Annotated in this window: 17 protein-coding genes and 1 pseudogene; 14 read left to right on the forward strand and 4 right to left on the reverse strand. The window is 33.3% G+C overall.

The annotated features are described in order from the left end of the window. Positions 1-2 precede the first annotated feature (2 nt). The 7 genes from AC1RRN_RS02845 (at position 3) to argH (ending at position 7,383) form a co-directional block, all read left to right on the forward strand. A complete protein-coding gene (locus tag AC1RRN_RS02845; protein ID WP_492965844.1) occupies positions 3-608 on the forward strand; it encodes an FEKKY domain-containing protein in 606 nt (201 codons plus the stop codon). Positions 609-634: 26 nt separating this feature from the next. After that, positions 635-1,828, forward strand: a complete 1,194-nt coding sequence (locus AC1RRN_RS02850) for a glutamate-5-semialdehyde dehydrogenase (RefSeq protein ID WP_492965845.1) — start codon at positions 635-637, stop codon at positions 1,826-1,828. Between the two features lie 97 nt (positions 1,829-1,925). Next, a complete protein-coding gene (gene proB, locus AC1RRN_RS02855; RefSeq protein WP_492965846.1) occupies positions 1,926-2,687 on the forward strand; it encodes a glutamate 5-kinase in 762 nt (253 codons plus the stop codon). 78 nt (positions 2,688-2,765) lie between these two features. Continuing rightward, complete coding sequence (locus AC1RRN_RS02860; RefSeq protein ID WP_492965847.1) at positions 2,766-3,713, forward strand: N-acetylornithine carbamoyltransferase; 948 nt, start codon at positions 2,766-2,768, stop codon at positions 3,711-3,713. 103 nt (positions 3,714-3,816) lie between these two features. Beyond that, positions 3,817-4,590: an acetylglutamate kinase gene (argB, locus tag AC1RRN_RS02865; protein ID WP_492965848.1), complete on the forward strand. Its 774-nt coding sequence runs from the start codon at positions 3,817-3,819 to the stop codon at positions 4,588-4,590. A gap of 259 nt (positions 4,591-4,849) precedes the next feature. Next, positions 4,850-5,920, forward strand: a complete 1,071-nt coding sequence (locus AC1RRN_RS02870; protein WP_492965849.1) for a M20 family metallo-hydrolase — start codon at positions 4,850-4,852, stop codon at positions 5,918-5,920. 182 nt (positions 5,921-6,102) lie between these two features. Beyond that, positions 6,103-7,383 (forward strand): argininosuccinate lyase, encoded by a 1,281-nt coding sequence (gene argH / locus AC1RRN_RS02875; protein ID WP_492965850.1) that lies wholly within the window; start codon positions 6,103-6,105, stop codon positions 7,381-7,383. Between the two features lie 75 nt (positions 7,384-7,458). Here argH and AC1RRN_RS02880 read toward each other — a convergent pair whose 3' ends face one another. Next, entirely contained in the window at positions 7,459-8,772 is a 1,314-nt protein-coding gene (locus AC1RRN_RS02880) for a T9SS type A sorting domain-containing protein (RefSeq protein WP_492965851.1), read from the reverse strand. A 226-nt stretch (positions 8,773-8,998) separates the two neighbouring features. Here AC1RRN_RS02880 and AC1RRN_RS02885 point away from each other — a divergent pair, with 226 nt between their 5' ends. Both AC1RRN_RS02885 and AC1RRN_RS02890 read left to right on the forward strand, forming a co-directional pair. Then, the gene (locus AC1RRN_RS02885; protein WP_492965852.1) at positions 8,999-10,000 is read left to right on the forward strand and encodes a DUF2157 domain-containing protein; all 1,002 of its coding nucleotides are present in this window, start codon (positions 8,999-9,001) and stop codon (positions 9,998-10,000) included. Continuing rightward, the gene (locus AC1RRN_RS02890) at positions 9,997-11,163 is read left to right on the forward strand and encodes a hypothetical protein (protein ID WP_492965853.1); all 1,167 of its coding nucleotides are present in this window, start codon (positions 9,997-9,999) and stop codon (positions 11,161-11,163) included. Before AC1RRN_RS02885 ends, AC1RRN_RS02890 begins: the two co-directional genes overlap by 4 nt. A gap of 84 nt (positions 11,164-11,247) precedes the next feature. On the opposite strand, the pseudogene ytxJ reads toward AC1RRN_RS02890, so the two are convergent. Beyond that, positions 11,248-11,635, reverse strand: a pseudogene (gene ytxJ, locus AC1RRN_RS02895) (bacillithiol system redox-active protein YtxJ). 211 nt (positions 11,636-11,846) lie between these two features. On the opposite strand from ytxJ, the gene clpB reads away from it, so the two are divergent. From clpB to AC1RRN_RS02920, 5 genes are all read left to right on the forward strand, one after another. Next, positions 11,847-14,450: an ATP-dependent chaperone ClpB gene (clpB, locus tag AC1RRN_RS02900; RefSeq protein WP_492965854.1), complete on the forward strand. Its 2,604-nt coding sequence runs from the start codon at positions 11,847-11,849 to the stop codon at positions 14,448-14,450. Between the two features lie 177 nt (positions 14,451-14,627). Beyond that, positions 14,628-14,750, forward strand: coding sequence for a hypothetical protein (locus AC1RRN_RS02905; protein ID WP_492965855.1), 123 nt, complete (start codon positions 14,628-14,630; stop codon positions 14,748-14,750). 53 nt (positions 14,751-14,803) lie between these two features. After that, positions 14,804-15,691, forward strand: coding sequence for a DUF808 domain-containing protein (locus AC1RRN_RS02910; RefSeq protein WP_492965856.1), 888 nt, complete (start codon positions 14,804-14,806; stop codon positions 15,689-15,691). Between the two features lie 337 nt (positions 15,692-16,028). Beyond that, positions 16,029-16,439 (forward strand): hypothetical protein, encoded by a 411-nt coding sequence (locus tag AC1RRN_RS02915; protein ID WP_492965857.1) that lies wholly within the window; start codon positions 16,029-16,031, stop codon positions 16,437-16,439. 258 nt (positions 16,440-16,697) lie between these two features. Then, positions 16,698-17,585, forward strand: a complete 888-nt coding sequence (locus AC1RRN_RS02920; protein ID WP_492965858.1) for a carbon-nitrogen hydrolase — start codon at positions 16,698-16,700, stop codon at positions 17,583-17,585. 77 nt (positions 17,586-17,662) lie between these two features. Here the strand turns inward: AC1RRN_RS02920 and AC1RRN_RS02925 are convergent, their stop codons facing one another. Together AC1RRN_RS02925 and AC1RRN_RS02930 are read right to left on the reverse strand one after the other, a co-directional pair. Beyond that, complete coding sequence (locus AC1RRN_RS02925; RefSeq protein WP_492965859.1) at positions 17,663-18,925, reverse strand: OmpA family protein; 1,263 nt, start codon at positions 18,923-18,925, stop codon at positions 17,663-17,665. 201 nt (positions 18,926-19,126) lie between these two features. Next, positions 19,127-20,641, reverse strand: coding sequence for a choice-of-anchor I family protein (locus tag AC1RRN_RS02930; RefSeq protein ID WP_492965860.1), 1,515 nt, complete (start codon positions 20,639-20,641; stop codon positions 19,127-19,129). Positions 20,642-20,756 lie beyond the last annotated feature (115 nt).

A 20,756-nucleotide genomic window follows, 5' to 3' on the forward strand; every position in this document is an offset into this window, starting at 1 on the left:
CTATGAAAATAAAGTTATTTATCAGTACGATAATACTTTGGATAGTTAATGTCTTAATTTACTATTCGTTTAATTATCCAGAGTATTTTTCACTATTTGATATTATAACACAGCATGTTGAGTGGAAACCGTTATTACTTATTTATGGAGTAATAATTTTAATTGCGGCTCTTTTTTGTCTTGTTTTTTATAAGAAAATAAGTTTTTCAAAAAAAATAGTTTCTTCTATCATTTACATTAATGTCCTATGCACTATTTTGAGTTTTTCTTATGGTTCATATAGATTCTATAAAAATAAACAAGATTTAAATGAATCTATATTGTCTTTTCAAAACGAAGCAAGAAATGACATTAAAAAGGATAAAATAAGAGAATTTGGTGGTGGCTTAATTTTACCTCCGAGAGATAAAAAAGAGTATAGTAAATTTTTAAAGAAGGATTCAATTAAAAAGAAATACGGGATAATTAGTGTGAGCTATTGCTCAATTTCTGAGAGTCTGGAAATTTCAAAGGCAGAATATAGAAAAATTACAGATCCTTATCTTGAAAAAAGAAATGGAAAAAATTGGAGAGAAAAAATGAAGCTGGAAATAGATGCTATAAAATAAGTTAAACAACCAACCAACTATAAATTATGAATCCATTATCAATTGAAAAACGCAATGCGGTTTTGCGGTTTATGGCAAAGCTGGTCGAGCAGGAGCGGAATCAGATAATCCTAACTAATCAGGAAGATCTTGCTGATTACGACGGCTCAGATTTAGCAATGGAAGAACGCTTAAAAGTAGATGATAAAAAAGTCGACGAAATGATTTTATCATTAAACCAATTGGCTTCTCAGGAAGATCCGGTTGGAGTGGAGCGTTTTCATTTTGTTCATGATAATGGAATTAAAGTCATAAATAAAACAGCTGCTTTCGGAACGATTTTAATTATTTACGAATCCCGTCCTGATGTTACAATCGAAGCTGGGGGAATCGCTTTTAAATCCGGAAATAAGATTTTATTAAAAGGAGGAAAAGAGTCTTTAAAATCAAATTTGAAAATCGTAAGCCTTTGGCATAAAGCTTTAGAAGAAAACGGAGTTTCAAAAGACTGGGTAGAATATCTGAATTACAACAGAACAGAGACTCAAACATTTTTAGAAAAACCAACTCAAAAAGTAGATTTAATTGTTCCAAGAGGAGGAGAAAAATTAATCGAGTTTGTGAAACAGCACGCAACTTGCCCAGTTATTGTAAGCGGACGAGGAAACAATTTTGTGTATGTTCATGAAAATGCCGATACAGATTTGGCCTTAAAAGTAATTTTAAATGCCAAAACTTCTAAAATTTCTGCCTGTAATGCAGTTGATAAAGTTTTAATTGATTCAAGATTACCCAATTTCGAAGGTTTTGCAGCTATTTTAATCGAAGCTTTAATTGAGTCGAAAGTTGAAGTTATCGTCGATAAATCATTAGAGAATTTCGAAAATACCGAAACACTTCAAAACGAAGATATTTGGTATGAAGAGTTTTTAGATTATAAAATTGTCATTGGAACAATTGATTCTCAGGAAAATGCAATTGATAAAATCAATAAATATTGTGGAGGACATTCTGCTGTAATTATTACCAAGGATGATAAAGCAGCACAAAAATTCATGGAAGCAGTTGATGCTGCGGCAGTTTATCAGAATGCTTCGACAAGATTTACAGATGGAGGACAATTTGGTTTAGGCGGAGAATTGGCCATAAGCACAGACAAATTGCATCAAAGAGGACCAATTGGTTTGCAACATCTTGTAACGAACAAATGGTACGTTTACGGAGAAGGACAAGTCAGGTAATTGAGATAATTAGTCAATTAGATAATTAGAAAATTTTTGATTTTGAGAAAAGAAAGACTTAGAATCTTAGTATCTCAGAACCTTAGCACCTTAGAAAATGAGTAAGAAACGGATTTTATTAAAAATAGGAAGTAATACTTTAACCAAAGAAACCAATCATATTTCGCGGGGAAAGATTGAGGATCTGGGAATACAGATTGCGGCTTTAAACGACGAATATGAGTTTATAATAGTCAGTTCAGGAGCAATTGCGGCGGCAAAGCAATTTGTGAAGCTGGATAATCAGGATAAAGATGTTTTTGTGAAGCAGGCTTTGGCTTCTATTGGACAGCCTCATTTAATGCGGATTTACAATGAAAATTTTAAGGATTTAGGATTGAATACTTCCCAGTGTTTACTTTCTTATTCTGATTTCGAAAAAGAGCAGACTAAAAAGAATATTGTAAATACAATTAATGTATTGGTTAAAAACAATTACATTCCGATTATCAATGAAAATGATACTGTTGCCACAGATGAGATTAGGTTTGGAGATAATGATAAATTAGCAGCGTTAACCGCAGTGCTGCTAAATGTTGATATTCTGATAATTGCAACCAATACAAACGGAATTTATACAAAGAATTCTATTCATGACGAAATTCCGGAAACGATCAAACTGGTAAATGATTTAAAATCATTAGAAAAAGAAATCGGCGAATCAAAATCATCTCACGGAACAGGAGGAATGCAATCTAAAATAGAAGCAGCCGGAATAGCAAAAGCAGCCAATATAGAAACCTGGATCGTAAACGGATTAAATGATAATTTTATTTTAAAAGCATTGAAGAATGAAATTCCTTTTACTAAAATAATCTAATGAGTCAATTAGTTAATTAGATAATGCACAATTGTCCAATTTTCTAATTATCACATTATCTAAATTAATAAAAAACAAATGAACTATATTTCAATTCAAGATATCAACTCATTATCAAAATGGGTAAAAAGCGCATTAAAAATCAAAAAGAATCCGCTTAAAAATCAAAGTTTAGGCAAGAATAAGACCTTAGGAATGTTATTCTTTAATCCAAGTTTAAGAACGCGTTTGAGTACACAAAAAGCGGCTTTAAATTTAGGAATGAACGTTATGGTAATGAATTTTACCAACGAAGGCTGGACATTAGAGTTCGAAGACGGAGCCGTTATGAATTCTGGTGCTTCAGAACATATCAAAGAAGCGGCAGAAGTAGTTTCTCAATATTGTGATATTATCGCAATTCGTGCTTTTGCAGGTTTGGTTGACAAAGAAAAAGATTATCAAGAAACTGTAATTTCAGGATTTCTGAAACATGCTACAGTGCCAATTGTAAATATGGAAAGTGCCGTTCGTCATCCGTTACAGTCTTTGGCTGATGCGATTACAATAGAAGAATACAAAACAAAGCACAAACCAAAAGTGGTACTTTCATGGGCGCCGCATCCAAAAGCTTTACCTCAGGCAGTTGCGAATTCATTTGTAGAAATGATGCAGATGCAAAAAGAAATGGATTTTGTAATCACACACCCAGAAGGTTATGAATTAAGTTCGGAAATCACAAAAGATTGTAAAATCGAATACGATCAAAACAAAGCTTTCGAAAATGCTGATTTCGTTTATGTTAAAAACTGGAGTAATTTCAACGATTACGGAAAAGTAACCAACAGCGACCCAAATTGGACTGTTACTGCTGAAAAAATGGCTTTAACCAACAACGGAAAATTCATGCACTGTCTTCCGGTTCGTCGTAACGTAATTGTAAGCGACGAAGTTATCGACAGCGAGAATTCTATAGTAATTCAGCAGGCGAATAACAGAACGTATTCGGCACAATTAGTTTTACAAAAGATTCTTAAGAAGATATAAATGTAAGGTGCAAAGTTACAAAGGTTCAAAGGGACAGAGGTTTAAAAACCTTGCGAAAAACCTTTGCACCTTTGTACCTCTGAGCCTCTGAACCTTAAAGATAATGAACGTATCAGTAATAAAAATAGGTGGAAACATCATCGATAATCCAGCAGAATTAGAACAATTCTTAACCGATTTTTCTAAAATCGAAGGATGTAAAGTTTTAGTTCACGGCGGTGGAAAATCGGCTACGAAAATGGCGCAGAGTATTGGTTTGGTTCCGCAAATGATTGATGGACGCCGAATTACAGATGCTCCAATGCTGGATGTTGTGGTAATGATTTACGCCGGGCAAATCAACAAAGATATAGTTGCGCAATTGCAAGCCAAAGAAAACAATGCAATGGGATTTTCGGGAGCTGACGGAAATTTAATTCAGTCAACTAAAAGAAATCACCCAACAATTGATTACGGATTTGTAGGCGATGTAAAACAAGTCAATACCAAATTACTTGCAACTTTATTGGAAGCTGGGGTTGTTCCTGTTTTCTGCGCCATTACACATGACAAAAACGGACAATTGTTAAACACAAATGCAGACACTATTGCAAGCGAATTATCAATTGCATTATCTGAAGTTTTTGATGTTACATTGACATATTGTTTTGAAAAACAAGGTGTTTTACAAGATTCAGAAGATGATTCATCTGTAATAACAGAAATCAACGAAGCATTATACAATAAACTAAAAGAAGAAAAAGTAATCCATTCCGGAATGATTCCAAAACTGGATAACTGTTTCAATAGTTTATCACGAGGTGTACAGAAAATCAAAATTGGGCATCATAAAATGCTTCAAAACTCAGATATTCCGCATACAACGATTACATTATAAAAAATGTTGCCACGAATTGACGCTAATTTTATGTTTTAACAGAGAAAATAATTTTGGAAATACATTAAAAAGTTTATTTTGATTTTAAATCTCTTACAAAAAAATAATTCGTAAAAAATCGTGCAATTAGTGGCAAAAAAACGGAGCTGCGCAGTGCTTTTAGAATTTAATTTTAGAAATTAGCGCCAATCAAAAATGTCACAGATTTAAATTAAAAAACTTTGTGACTTCGCGCCTTTGTGGCAAAGAAACCAAACTTATGAAAAGTATAGATACGCTTACCCAAGAAGCAATTAGTTTATTAAAAAGCCTTATTGAAACCCCTTCATTTTCAAGTGAAGAAGATCAGACGGCGCTTTTGATAGAAAATTGGTTCAATCAAAACGAAATTCCTTTTAAAAGAGAAAACAATAATGTTTGGGCTTTCAACAAATATTTTGACGAAAATAAACCAACACTTTTACTCAATTCACATCACGATACAGTAAGACCCAATCAGGCTTATACAAACCATCCTTTTAAAGCGATTGAAAAAGACGGAAAATTATTTGGTTTAGGAAGCAATGATGCAGGTGGTTGTCTGGTTTCACTTTTGGCAACTTTTGTTCATTTTTATGAAAATCAAAATTTGTCACATAATTTAGTAATTGTGGCTTCCGCCGAAGAAGAAAGCAGCGGGAAAAATGGTTTAAACAGTGTTTTAAAACATTTACCAGAATTAGATTGCGCGATTGTAGGCGAACCAACATTAATGCAATTAGCTGTTGCAGAGAAAGGTTTGTTAGTTCTTGATGTAAAAGTAAAAGGTACTGCAAGTCACGCTGCACATCAAAATGATGATAATTCATTATATAAATCAATTCCGGTAATGGAATGGTTTAAAAACTATAAATTCGATAAAATCTCAGACGTTTTAGGCCCCGTAAAAATGACCGTAACGCAAATCAGTGCAGGAAAACAGCATAATGTTGTGCCATCAGAATGTGATTTGGTTGTAGATATTCGTGTAACAGATCGTTATACAAATGCTGAAATTTTAGAAGTGGTGAAAGCCAATGTAAATGCCGAAGTTACACCAAGATCCATGCATTTAAATGCATCGTCTATTCCGGTTGAACACGGTTTGGTTCAGGCTGGAATCGCTTTAGGAAGAACAACTTATGGATCGCCAACGCTTTCAGATCAATCAGTTTTAAGCTGTCAGTCTTTAAAGTTAGGACCAGGAGAAACATTACGTTCGCATTCAGCAGACGAATTTATTTTTGTAAACGAAATTGAAGAAGGAGTCGATTTGTATATCAAAATACTAACCGATTTCTTTAAATTATAATATTTTTTAGGAGCTAATCCCGCTATCCGTTACAATCTTTTGTGCCGAACCCCGGCACAAAAGGATTTTCACTACTATCGGGGCTAGGGCAATCATGAAATAAGAAGCATAAGTTTAAAAAGAAACTTTGCGAATCTTCGAGTGACTTTGCGGATCTCTGTGAAACAAAAAACATACATCTTATGAAACTTTGGGAAAAAGGAATACCAACAGATAAACAAATCGAACATTTCACTGTTGGAAACGACCGTGAACTGGATTTGGTTTTAGCAAAATACGATGCTTTAGGTTCAATTGCGCACGCTAAAATGTTAGGGCAAATTGGTTTATTAACTCAGGAAGAAACAACCTCTTTAGTTGATGCATTAAACGAAATCATCGCTGATATCGTAGTTGGAAATTTTGAAATCGAAGATAGTTTCGAAGACGTACATTCTAAAATCGAATATCTTCTTACGATAAAACTAGGCGATGCCGGAAAGAAAATCCACACTGCACGTTCTCGTAACGATCAGGTTTTGGTTGATGTTCATTTGTATTTAAAAGATGAATTAAAGGCGATAAAAGAACAGGTAAAAACATTGTTTGACTTGTTAATGGAATCGGCAGAAAAACATCAAAATGTATTATTGCCAGGTTATACGCATTTACAAATCGCTATGCCATCGTCATTCGGAATGTGGTTTTCTGCTTACGCCGAAAGTTTAATTGATGATGTTACAATGCTGAACGCAGCTTCAAAAATTGTAGATCAGAATCCGTTAGGTTCTGCGGCAGGTTACGGAAGTTCATTTCCAATCAATAGAACATTTACGACAAAAGAATTAGGCTTTGAAACCTTAAAATATAATGCTGTTGCAGCCCAAATGAGTAGAGGAAAAGCAGAGAAAACAGTTGCTTTTGCGATGACAAGTGTTGCGGGAACTTTATCAAAATTTGCCATGGATGTTTGTTTGTATATGAGCCAGAACTTTGATTTTATTGGTTTGCCGGCGCATCTCACAACTGGTTCTAGTATTATGCCTCATAAAAAGAATCCAGATGTTTTCGAATTGATCAGAGGGAAATGCAACAAGATTCAGGCGCTTCCTTACGAAATCACTTTAATTACGAATAATCTTCCAAGTGGTTATCATAGAGACTTACAGCTTTTAAAAGAAGGATTATTTCCGGCAATTCAAACCTTAAAATCTTGTTTAGATATTGCCATTTTCTCTGTAAAAGACATTACCGTAAAAGACAATATTTTAAAAGATAAAAAATACGATTATTTGTTTACGGTTGATACTTTAAATGAGATGGTTGTAGCAGGAATGCCATTTAGAGACGCGTACAAAGCTGTTGCAGAACAATTAGAAGCTGGAACATACAAATCTCCAAAAGAAACTAAACATACACACGAAGGCAGTATCAATAATTTATGCCTGGATGCTATTAAAGATAAAATGAAAGCTGCTTTCTAAAAGCTTTCCTTTATAAAAAAATAAAACCGATTTGTATTTTAAAATGCAAATCGGTTTTTTTTATGAAGTTGAATTTTAGTTTTTTATAAACTTGAAAGTTTTTATTCTGTTATCAATTTGAATTTTACAGATATAGTTTCCTTTTGCCAAATTCCCCATATTTAATTCTATTTTTTCATCGGCAGTAATATTTTTAGAATTTGAATATACTTTAGAACCATTTGCAGAAAATATACTGATATTAGCTGTTCCATTTTCTTTATTAGAAAACTGAACATTCAATAAACTATCTATAACTGTTGGATAATATTTTAATTCTAAATTATTCGTGTTTTCGGCAATTCCTAAATTAGTGCAAGAGGTAGAAATTGTGCCAGCAGCAGAAACCTGAAGTGTTGCTCCGGCACCGCAAGAAGTATTGGTAATATATCCTGCAATATCAGCTACAGGCAGGGTGGTATAAGCGTAAGAAGGTTTTGTAACAGCTTCTCCATAATCAGCAGGAGCTTTTAAACTGTTTAAAAATACGATTCCAACTGTTCCTCCGTCAGTACTAATATAATTTTTGAATGTTGTTCCAATTTTAGCAAAATCAGTTCCTTCAACATAACAGGTCGAATTTTTATCGCCACCTCCCAAACCAATAGCCAGAGAACTTGTCACAGAAGTATTATAATAACAATTCAGAATATGAAGTTCAGCATTTCGGGCACGTGGCATACGTTCTCTGCAGCCATCAGCCCAATAACAGTTTTTAAAGGTAATGCTATAATGTCCGTCAGCTGGGGCATCACTTTTTCCGGAACCTACTAAATCTGAAAATCGATGATCATCTGCACCTCCAGAACCTCCTGCTTTTGGAGCTTTTAGATAAGTAAATTTACACCATGAAATAGTCACATTATCTGCGGCTCCTTTATTGTCAAAATTACCGTCCATTCCGTCCTGAAATTCACAGTGATCTACCCAAATATTGGTTGCTTCTGAAGTTAGGTTATCGCGTCCGTCAACATCATAAGCACCAGGGCCTTCAAATACTAGATTTCGGATAATAATATTATTTGAACCTGGTTTTAAACTCAGAATTCCAGATCCGGCTGCAGTTTGGTCTGTATTGACTAATCTTGCGCCTGGTAATCCAATAATCGTTTTGTCATTGACCAGAACACTTGTGTATGAGCATGCAATGGTTCCGGAAACCAAAATAACCTGAGGTGTAGTTAATTTTAATTTTGCCGTTAAATCCGCATAAGTCGAAACAGTTACCGGAGTTGCATTTCCGCCTCCGGTTGCAGCAGCTCCAAAACCTTCTGGTGCCGACATGACATAATTTTGTGCGGATAGATTGGTCAGACCCAGCGCAAAAATAATTACTAATAGTTTTTTCATTTTAAATAATGTTTGGTTCGTGATAAAGTAAAGCGGTTTAATGTAATCGATTACACGAATGTAATAATAAAAATGAAATGTTATTATTTTTTTGTAAAATATTATGGTTTTGTAGTTTAATAGCTTCTTTAAATCAATTAAAAACAGAGAGATTTTATTTACAATAATAAAGTTTCATTGAATCAAAAAAAGACTATTTTTGATTTGCTATTTATAAAACCAAAACATGAATAAGTTTGATGACCAGGCGACTAAATCGCTTTTGGATAAGAGTCTAATTACTGAAAATCAATATCAGGAAATTACTTCTTATCGAAATCTGAATATTTTCTCATTGAATGCAGAACTGAAACTTTTTCTGTATTTATCAGTTTTACTTTTTACTTCCGGAATTGGAATTTTAATTTATGAAAATATTGATAGTATTGGGCATATCGCAATTCTTTCGATATTACTTATTGTTATCGCGGTTTGCTTTTTCTATTGTTTTAAAAATTCAAAAGGATTTCAAAAAACAGAAACTGTATTTGAGAGTCCAATTTTAGAATATTTGGTTTTAGCAGCCAATATTCTGACCTGCATTTTTATTGGTTATTTGCAATTTCAGTATAAACCTTTCGGAACACATTACGATCTGGCAACTTTAATTCCAACTGTAGTAAGTTTCTTTTGTGCTTATTATTTTGATAATAAAAGTGTATTAACCATTGCAATTACTGGTTTGGCAGCATATATCGGATTTTCAGTAACGCCTCAGGATTTGTTGCATAATGATTTTTATTCAAACCCAAATCTTAGTTATTCTGCTATTATATTAGGAGGCTTGCTTATTTTGTATACGATATATAGATCAAGAATAAATCTAAAAACTCATTTTAATATTATCTATCTAACTTTTGCATTGCATTTAATAAGTATTGCCGCTATCAGTAATCTTGTAGATGATTATAATAATGATAGTATCTGGATGCTTTTCGGGTTAGTTTTAGCAGGTTCATCTTATTATTTTTATAAAACCAGCTACGACATTAAGGCAATTTCCCTTTATGTTTTTATGATAATCTATGCTTACATTGGATTTAATATATTTATATTCAGATTTTTTCAATTTATTGATTTTTCAGATGTTTGGATATTATTTGTTCTTGCATTACCGGCCTATTTCATTGGGTCAATAATATTGTTTATTAAACTAATTAAAAAATTCAATAAAGAAACCGCCGAATGATAGCACACGATAAACAATTATTAAATGATTTGGCTTTATTAGAAGAAGCAAATTCTTTGCAAAATGCAGGTTTTATTAGTAAAGAACAAAAAGATCTAATAAAAAACCAATTACCAGATTTTAAAAACCAAAAGAATATTTTGGTGCGATTAGGATTCTTTCTGTTAGGATCATTTTTGTACTCATCAATTTGCGGAGCAATTTCGCTATTAGGGTTGAGTGGCGAAGAATTCTTTTTCAAAATTTGTTGCTACATTTTCGCTGGAGTAGGTTTTGTCGCATCAGAATTTTTAGCCCGTCAAAAATATTACGGACACGGTTTAGATGATGCTTTTATTTTAGGAGCCATTTTAAACGTAGGTTTTGCTATAGGAATTACAACAGAAGGGTATGAATTAATAATTGCTATTTTCATGGCAATTGCAGCTTTTATAATGTACAGACGATATTTGCATTTACCATCATTATTGGTTTTTTGTTTAGCTTCATCAGCAGTTTTATTTTATGGTTTATTTGAATTTGGAGCAATCGGAAAAACTATTTTGCCTTTTGTAGCGATGTTATTTTCGGCAGGGTTTTACTTTTTTACTAAAAAATCAATCCATAATCTTTCTGAAAGTTATTATTATAACGGTCTTTTGTTAGCCAATAGTTTTTGTTTGATTCTGTTCTATCTTTCGTGTAATTATTTGGTTGTAAGAGAGCTTTCCGTAATGCTTTTGGGGAATGAAATTCTTCCGGGGAAAGATATTCCGTTTGCTTATTTCTTTTATGCTTTTACCCTAATTGTACCGATTATTTATTTGGTACAAGCTTTAAAAACAAAAGACAGAATAATGCTTTGGATAAGTTTCTTAGCCATTGGTTTTTCAATTTATACCATCCGATTTTATTATTCGGTTTTACCGATAGAAGTCGCTTTAACTTTAGGCGGAGTCGTTTTATTTGCAATAGCTTATTTTTCGATAAAAAAATTGAAAGAGAAAGAAAGTGGTTTAACTTTTAAACCGGACAGAATTAATAACTCAAATGCATTTTTAAACGCTGAAGCCTTAATTGTAGCTTCAACTTTTGGAATGAAACCAGCAGTAAAACCAGAGAGTTCTCCAATGGAATTTGGAGGAGGAGGCTATAGCGGTGGAGGTTCAGAAGGAAGTTTTTAGAATTGTGAATTGATTTTTGTAAAATGTGTAGAAACATCTAACGATTCACATTTTACATTTTACAAAAATCATTTACAAAAAAAACTAAATTTTACTTTTCAAAGCCTCAGCATTAATATCTATGCGAAACATCATAAACAGCTTTACCATTCTTAATTAAGATAAGCTGTGGTGATTCATGATAGACACCAAATTTACTAGCAATCTCATTTGAAACATCACGATGTTCGATTAAATCCAAAAAGAAAGCATCGACAGTTTCGTCTAAATCATATTCTCTTTCGAATTGTTTTAGAGCAAAACGGCTAATGCTGCATCTCGTGCTATGCTTAAAAATTACAATAGGCTTAACATTCGACATATTCTCTATGTCGTTTAACTGTGCTAAATTTGTAAGAGGAATCCAGTTCACATTACTTTTTTGTGACTCAGAATTGTCTGAATTTCCGAAGATAGAATTTAAAAAACTCATATTTTGACTGTATTTATGACTTTTTGTCGTTAAAAATTGGCTAAAACTCCGATTTTAATGACTTTTTGTCTGTATTTTTAGAATGGAATATAATTTGAAAGTTCATTAGCAAAATTACACCATTTAAAATTAAAAAAGGGATTCAATAAATTCGAATTTTAATGGTATCGATTATTAAAATAGAAAATCAAACCTAAATAATTATAAAAATATGAACATAAATAAATTTACAACTAAATCGCAGGAAGCCATTCAGCTTTCACAGCAATTGGCACAACGATACGGACAACAACAAATAGAAAACGAACACATTTTTAAAGCTATTTTTGAAGTTGATGAAAATGTAGCACCTTTTATCTTGAAAAAACTGAACGTAAATGTGCCGCTGTTTTTACAAATATTAGATTCAACTATTCAGAGTTTTCCAAAAGTTTCTGGAGGCGATATTATGCTTTCAAGAGATGCAAATAAAGCTTTGAATGAAGCAGAAATTATTGCTCAAAAAATGAACGATGAATATGTTTCGATTGAGCATTTAATTTTGGCCATTTTCGACTCAAAAAGCAAGGTTGCTCAAATTTTAAAAGATCAGGGAGTAACCGGAAAAGCCCTTAAAGCAACTATTGAAGAACTTAGAAAAGGAGAAAGAGTAACTTCAGCTTCCGCAGAAGAAACTTATAATGCCTTAAATAAATACGCTAAAAACTTAAATGAATTAGCAAGCACAGGAAAACTGGATCCGGTTATTGGGCGCGATGAAGAAATTCGTCGTGTGCTGCAAATTCTTACCCGAAGAACCAAAAATAACCCAATGTTAGTGGGAGAACCTGGAGTTGGTAAAACTGCTATTGCTGAAGGTTTGGCACATAGAATTGTAGACGGCGATGTACCCGAAAACCTAAAAGATAAAATCGTTTTCTCTTTAGATATGGGAGCATTGATTGCCGGTGCAAAATACAAGGGAGAATTTGAAGAAAGATTAAAATCGGTAGTAAAAGAAGTTACCGCTGCCGAAGGTGATATTGTTTTGTTTATCGATGAGATTCACACACTTGTTGGTGCGGGTGGAGGAGAAGGTGCTATGGATGCAGCTAATATCCTGAAACCAGCTTTGGCTCGCGGGGAATTAAGAGCAATTGGAGCAACAACTTTAGATGAATATCAAAAATATTTTGAAAAAGATAAAGCGTTAGAACGTCGTTTTCAAAAGGTTTTGGTGGATGAACCAGATACCGAAAGTGCGATTTCGATTTTGCGTGGAATCAAAGAAAAATACGAAACACATCACAAAGTTCAAATTAAAGATGAAGCGATTATTGCAGCTGTTGAACTTTCGCAACGTTATATTACGAATCGTTTTTTACCGGATAAAGCTATCGATTTGATGGATGAAGCAGCTTCTAAATTACGTATGGAAATCAATTCAAAACCAGAAGAATTAGATGTTTTGGATCGTAAAATCATGCAGTTGGAAATCGAAATTGAAGCCATCAAACGCGAAAAAGAAGAGAGTAAACTGAAAATTTTAGGAATGGATTTGGCGAATCTGAAAGAAGAGCGCAACGAAATCTACACCAAATGGAAATCGGAAAAAGATGTTGTGGATGGAATTCAATCCGTAAAACAAGAAATAGAAGATTTTAAATACGAAGCAGAACGCGCAGAACGTGATGGTGATTACGGAAAAGTAGCCGAAATTCGTTACGGAAAAATCAAAGAAGCACAAGAACGCCTGGATGTTTTATTAAAACAATTGCAGGAATACCAATCTGGAACTTCCTTAATTAAAGAAGAAGTTACGCGTGAAGATATTGCTGAAGTTGTAGCAAAATGGACTGGAATTCCGGTAATGAAAATGCTTCAGACAGAAAGAGAAAAACTGCTTCATCTGGAAGAAGAATTACACAGAAGAGTAGTAGGTCAGGAAGAAGCGATCGAAGCTGTAAGTGATGCTGTTAGAAGAAGCCGCGCCGGTTTGCAGGATATGAAAAAACCTGTTGGAACGTTCTTATTTTTAGGAACAACCGGAGTTGGTAAAACGGAGTTAGCAAAAGCTTTGGCAGAATATCTTTTTGATGATGAAAATGCTATGACGCGTATCGATATGAGTGAGTATCAGGAACGTCACAGTGTAAGCCGTTTAGTGGGCGCGCCTCCGGGATATGTAGGTTATGATGAAGGTGGGCAATTGACTGAAGCCGTTCGTAGAAAACCATATTCTGTGATTTTGTTAGATGAGATCGAAAAAGCACATCCGGACACTTTCAATATTTTATTGCAGGTTTTAGATGAAGGCCGATTGACAGATAACAAAGGTCGTTTAGCCGATTTTAAAAACACAATTATCATTATGACATCCAATATGGGAAGTCAGATAATACAAGATAAATTTGAGAATTTAAAAGGAAGTATCGATTCTGCAACCGAAGCTGCAAAAGTGGAAGTTTTAGGATTATTGAAACAAACCGTTCGTCCCGAATTTATAAATCGTATTGACGAAATCGTAATGTTTACGCCATTGACAGTCGATAACATTTCCAGAATTGTGAGTTTACAATTGAAGAGCGTTAGTAAAATGCTGGCATTGCAAGGCATTACAATGGATGCAACGCCAGAAGGAATCAAATATCTTTCAGACAAAGGTTACGATCCTGAATTTGGTGCAAGACCGGTAAAACGTGTCATTCAAAGAGAAGTTTTGAATCAATTGTCTAAAGAAATTTTAGCTGGAAATATTACAACAGACAGCATTATCTTAATTGATGCTTTCGACGGAAAATTGGTTTTTAGGAATCAAACACAGCCCGCATTATAATTTGGTTTTTTATTTTTTTGAGGAAAACACCAGTCTTTAGGCTGGTGTTTTTTTTTTGAAATAATTTAAAACCGTGAATAATGAAACTTTTTTTTAAAGTCATATAAAAAAAAATAAATTTTAAATTCTCAACTTTACATTAATAAAATCATAAATAACTAACATAAAATCAATAACATGAATAACATTTTTAGAGGATTAATCGCAGGTTACGGAGCAAAAAAATTAGGTGGTGGATGTTTTGGAACCATCTTCGTTTTTATAATTATTTGGGTACTTTTAGGGCAATGCAGTCGTTAAATTGCAGAAACGAATTAAATAAAAAGTATTAAATTCGCATAAAATTATAAAAAATGGCATCAGGTTTTTTCGTACTATTAGATGATATTGCAGCAATCATGGACGATGTTGCAGTAATGAGTAAAGTTGCAGCAAAAAAAACTGCAGGTATTTTAGGAGACGATTTAGCTGTTAATGCCGAAAAAGCTTCCGGATTCGCTTCTTCAAGAGAACTTCCTGTATTATGGGCAATCAGTAAGGGATCATTACTTAATAAAATAATCATTTTACCAATTGCCTTTTTATTAAGTGCTTTTTTTCCAGTTGCTATTATTGTTGTTTTAGTTCTGGGCGGGTTGTTTTTAGCCTATGAAGGCGCCGAAAAAATATACGAATTTATATTTCCGCATTCACATGAAGAATCTGAAGGAATAACAGAAGAAAATTTTACCGAAGAAGAAATTTTGGCAATGGAAAAAGGCAAGATAAAATCAGCCATAGTAACCGATTTTATTCTTTCTGTAGAAATTGTAATTATTGCTTTAGGAACCGTTATCGGTAAACCTATTTCACAGCAAATTATAGTAGTATCAATTATTGCAGTAATTGCAACAATTGGTGTTTACGGAATTGTAGCGTTAATTGTCCGTATGGATGAAGCAGGTTATAAGCTTATTAAATTCAGCAAAAAAGAAAAAAGTATATCCAAATTTATTGGTAATATTCTGGTAAAAGCCCTTCCGTTAGTGATAAAAGCTTTAACCGTAATTGGTACAATTGCGTTATTATTAGTTGCTGGTGGAATCTTTGTTCATTATATTCCATTTTTCCATCATTTATCACCTAAAATTAATCTTCCTGATATTATAAAAGAATTTGTAGTCGGTTTAGCATTAGGACTTGTAGTTTTAGCAATTGTAAATTTGGTAAAAAAGATACTTCCAAAAAAAGCTTCAGTATAATAAATAAATTTGAATAAAGATATTTAAACACCAGTCGAAAGGCTGGTGTTTTTTTTTGAAGCAGAAGAATCGTTTTCATAAAACGACTTGTCCCGCTATCCACTTGTATCTTTTCCTGGCTAAAGAAGCCAGAAAAAGGATACCGCTTCTATCGGGGCTAGAATAGAAATTTTAGTTTTCATAAGAAATAACGGTAGTTGCGTAAACTTTTTTCAAAAAGCAAAAATCTGACTTACAATTGTTTAAAGTATTGCAGAAAACATTTAACATTTTACCAAAGCAACCAATACTACGCATCAGCATCTTCATAGTAATTAACAATTAATTATTATTTTATATGAAAAGTTTTAAAATTAAATCAGTTTTAGTAGTATTATTTTTATCAAATGTATTATTTTCATGCAACAACGATGACGATAAAGTTGTAGATAACGGAACTACAAAAAATGCTTTTGCAACAGAAGTAAAAGGTCCGGCAACCGGAAAAGTAAACGACGAATTGACCTATGATGTAACTTTTACAGCAGACAATGCTTGCGGAGTATTTAACAAATTTACAGAAGCAACAATTGGTACAGAAAAAGGATTGCAAGTTGAAGTTAAATATCCATCTGAAGTTTGCACATTACAAGTTCCTGCACCTCAAAAAGCAGTATACAAATTCAAAGCAACTGCAAAAGGAACTTTTGACATCAAATTCAAAAAATCAGAAACGGAGTTTATAACAACAAAAGTGGTTATTGAATAATACGTTTTTAGGAACTAAAATTTAGGTTTGAAGCCATTTTACAAATGTTTGATTCTTTTAAATAGAATCGAATAATTGTAAAATGGTTTTCTTTTTTAAAATAATAATTCAGTAAATAAACTTCGTGTTCTCACATTCATTGTGCAAATGAACCGTATATAATCTTCGCGAACTCTGTAACTCTTTGCGCTCTTTGTGGTTAAATCGACTTTGTCATTCCTTTAAAAATTACTATTTTTGCACTCTAAATTTTATGTCATGCCGAAAAGAAAATATAAAATAGCAGTTGTTCAGTTAAACCTAAACGATGTTGCCGAAAATAATCTTAAAAAATGTATCAGTTGGGTAAGAGATGCTGCCAATAAAGGTGCAGAAGTAATCTTATTGCCAGAATTATATAGCAGTCATTATTTTTGCCAAAGTGAAGATGTAGATAATTTTGCTTTAGCAGAACCATTGTACAGCACTTCTTTTATTGCTTTTAGCGAATTGGCAAAAGAATTAGGAGTGGTTATTATTGTTCCTTTCTTCGAGAAAAGAATGGCTGGAATTTACCACAACAGTGCTTACATTATCGATACAGACGGAACTGAAGCTGGTTTATACCGTAAAATGCACATTCCGGACGATCCACATTTCTATGAAAAATTCTATTTTACTCCGGGTGATTTAGGTTTTCAGGCTATTGAAACGAAAAAAGGAAAAATTGGAACACTTATTTGTTGGGATCAATGGTATCCCGAAGCAGCTCGTATTACAGCTTTAAAAGGAGCTGAAGTGTTGTTTTATCCAACAGCAATTGGATGGCATCCAAAAGAAAAAGAACAATACGGAGAAAATCAATATGGCGCTTGGATGAATGTAATGAAAGGTCACGCTGTTGCAAATGGCGTTTTTGTTGCCGCTGCTAATCGAATTGGTTTAGAACAATATATTGAGGGAACTGAGGGAATTCAATTTTGGGGTGCATCGTTTATTGCAGGACCGCAAGGTGAAATTTTAGCACAGGCTTCTCACGACCAGGAAGAAATCTTAATTGCTGAGGTTGATTTGGATTTACAAGAAAATGTGCGTCAGAACTGGCCATTCTTCAGAGACAGAAGAATAGATGCCTTTGGTGATATTACAAAAAGAGCAATTGACTAATAAGTCGAAAAAATAACATAAATAAAAAGCCGGTTTCAAATATTTGAAACCGGCTTTTTTGAATTTATTTAAAGAAATTATTTCACTTGGAAAGTAACTCTTCTCACGATTTGACGAGCTTCTTTAGAGTTTTTGTTAACAGAAGTATCTTCTCCATTAGCAATCACATTCAATCTTGAAGCATCAATTCCAGCATTTATAGCTACTTTTTTCACAGCTTCGGCTCTTTTTCTTGATAACTCAGTGTTATAACTTGAATTTCCAATTTCGTCAGCATATCCTATGATATCTGCAGTTTTCCCTGGGTTGTTTTTCAAATATTTCACTAAGAAATCAACACCTGATAAAGAAGCATTTGTTGGTTTAGAAGAGTTAAAGTCGAAATATACATTTACATATCCACCGTTAATTAATTCTTCTACTGTACTATTAGTAGCACCTTTACCATTTTGGCCATAAGTTTTTTCTAAATAGCTTTCTAATTCATCCGGAACACCATTTTGATTTGTGTCAATAGATTGTCCTTTTGTATTTACAGCAACACCTGTAATTGAATTTGGTTCTAAATCATATAAATCAGCTACACCATCTTTGTCTGTGTCTAAAAGACCAGTTTCGATTAAGTCAACTCTTCCTTCTAATTTATCTAACCTGTCATTTTCTTCTGCATACCAGTCAGCATGTTTTTCATTTTTACCAAGATAAAATGTTAAACCAACAGAAGCGTTTAATAAAACACCATCAAATGCACCACTAGTGGTTCTTCCCATTCCATCAAAGTTCCAATTTTGTTTTCCATTCACAATTCCCGTAAGGTCTCCGGTAAGAGCAACACTGTTGCTTAATCTAAGCTGACCTGTTAAACCAAGAATTCCATGTCCTACATAATCTTCTCCATCAAAACCACTATCAGAAGTTAATTGAGAAACTCCAACACCCCCATGTACCAAAATACCAATGGTTTTTGTCCAGGTTTCAAAGTTTAAAGCTCTACCAACATTAATAACCCCTTGTAAACTTGTTCTGATAATTTGGCTCTCGAATGGAGCAGTGTCATCACGCTCTTGGAATTTATCATATCCAAAATCTAATTTTGCACCAAATGTTGGGCTAAACATATATCTTACACCTAAATCAGCATGAAACGGATTAAGTGTTGCAGTTTGGTATCCTGGAGTCATTGTTCTGGTTGGTTTATTTACACCACCATTTAGTTCTATAGACCATTTATCGTATGCAGGTTTGTCAACAGAAGGTTGTGCTGAAGTCGTAGCCATATTTTGCGCGCCTGCCGCTAGTGATAATAGTAATAAAGATACGGAAGCTAATTTCTTTTTCATGATAATCATTTTTAGTTTGGTTTTTATTTTAAACTCATGACAAAATTATACTTCGACTTTTAGATTCTGTTGTATGTACTCTTACATAATTCCCACGTTTTGGGTTTTATTTGTATATTATTGTTAATAAAATCTAAATTTTAGGCATAAAAAAAGGATAAAATATTTATTTTACCCTTTTTTCAAATTGATGATTGAAACCTATTTTAAATCTGGCTGATAGATCTTTACGGTTCCGTCACCTTCACTGCTCACCACTAAAAGACTTCTTTTTGTTGGGCTTTTAGAGGCAGGAATAAATAAAACGCCTTCCGGTGCATCTCCGGTTTTTACAGTCTGTAAATATTGTGGAGATGTAGGATTTGTCACATCATAAGTCATAAAAGCATCAGATCTTTCTAATCCTACAAACAAAATATTCTGATTTCCCATTTTAACAACTTTTACTGCTTCTGGCTCAGAACCTTTATCGTCACTACGTTTATCGTCATAAGTACCTAATTCTTGTGTTTTTTTGTCTACATCATTTTTGCTGTCATAAACGATCTTTCCAGTGTTTCCATTCCAAATAGAGAATGAGCGTGCTCCAAAACTAACCATTTCGTCTAAATCGCCATCACCATCAGTATCTCCCATATCAGCAATAAGATTAAGTCTTCCTAAATTAGGATCCAGTTTTGTAGCAGCATCAGGAAAAACGGTTGCGTCTAGCTTCACACTTTTCATACGTTTAATATCTGTATAAGCAGTATATTCTCTCGCATCACCTTCGTTAGCGGTAACAAAATAAGTAACATTATTAGAAGAAAAATGGCTGATAGCATCCGGCATAAACATTCCTTTTACTTTCCATGGATTAAAAGCTACTTTATCGTCACTATCACTTACATCAATAGCGTTTTCAGCTGTATTGAAATCTTTAAATCCTAAAGGATAAATTGCCGTAATAGTTTTTGAAGCTAAATCTACTTTTGCAACACCATTATTTTCCTGTAATGTTACCCAAGCCGTTTTAGAATCATCTGATATAGTAACGTATTCTGGTTCAATATCCTGAGCAAAACTTTTTGCAAAGGATGAAACTCTGAATCCATCTTTTTTCAAAGTCGCCGCCTGAGAGCTAAAAGAAGCAAAATCTAATGTTGTAACTGCATAAGTACTAGTTTCAATAATGGATATTGTACCGTTTGGATCCTGAGAATAATCTGTATTTGGTTCTCCCTCATTTGCGGTCATAATATATTTCCCGTCAGGCGAAAAAGTAATCATATCCGGCAATGCACCAACAGTTACTTGTTTAATTAAACTATAATCAGACGTATTAAAAATTACTACTTTTCCGTTTCCTTGTTTGTTTGTGGTTGATTCTAAGGCAACAGCTAATTTTCCGTCATAAACATCAACACTATTTGAAGCTCCTTCATAAGGAGTAAGATCGATTTTACCAATTTTAGTTGGTTTTGTAGGGTCTGAAATATCAATTACATCAATTTGATTGGTTCCGCTATTGTTTACCGTGAAAAGTCTTTTTGTTTTTTCATCATAAGTAGAAATTTCTGCTGCAGCTTCTCCACCAATTGTAATAGAGCCAATTTCTTTAAAAGTAGCAGGATTTTCGTTTACGACAACTTCTGGTTCGTTGTTTGAATTTTCGTCGTTATTACAGCTTGTCATAATTAAAAGAGCTGTTAATAATGAGATAGTTAATTTTTTCATTTTATTAGTTTTTAGTTGCGCCAAAAGTAATTAGCAGAACTTGGGTGAATATTAAGCCTTCATTATTTAATCTTTAACTTAATTTTTATCAGATATTTTGGCTTAATCCTTATGG

The organism is Flavobacterium sp. GW821-FHT11G01 (assembly GCF_058808175.1).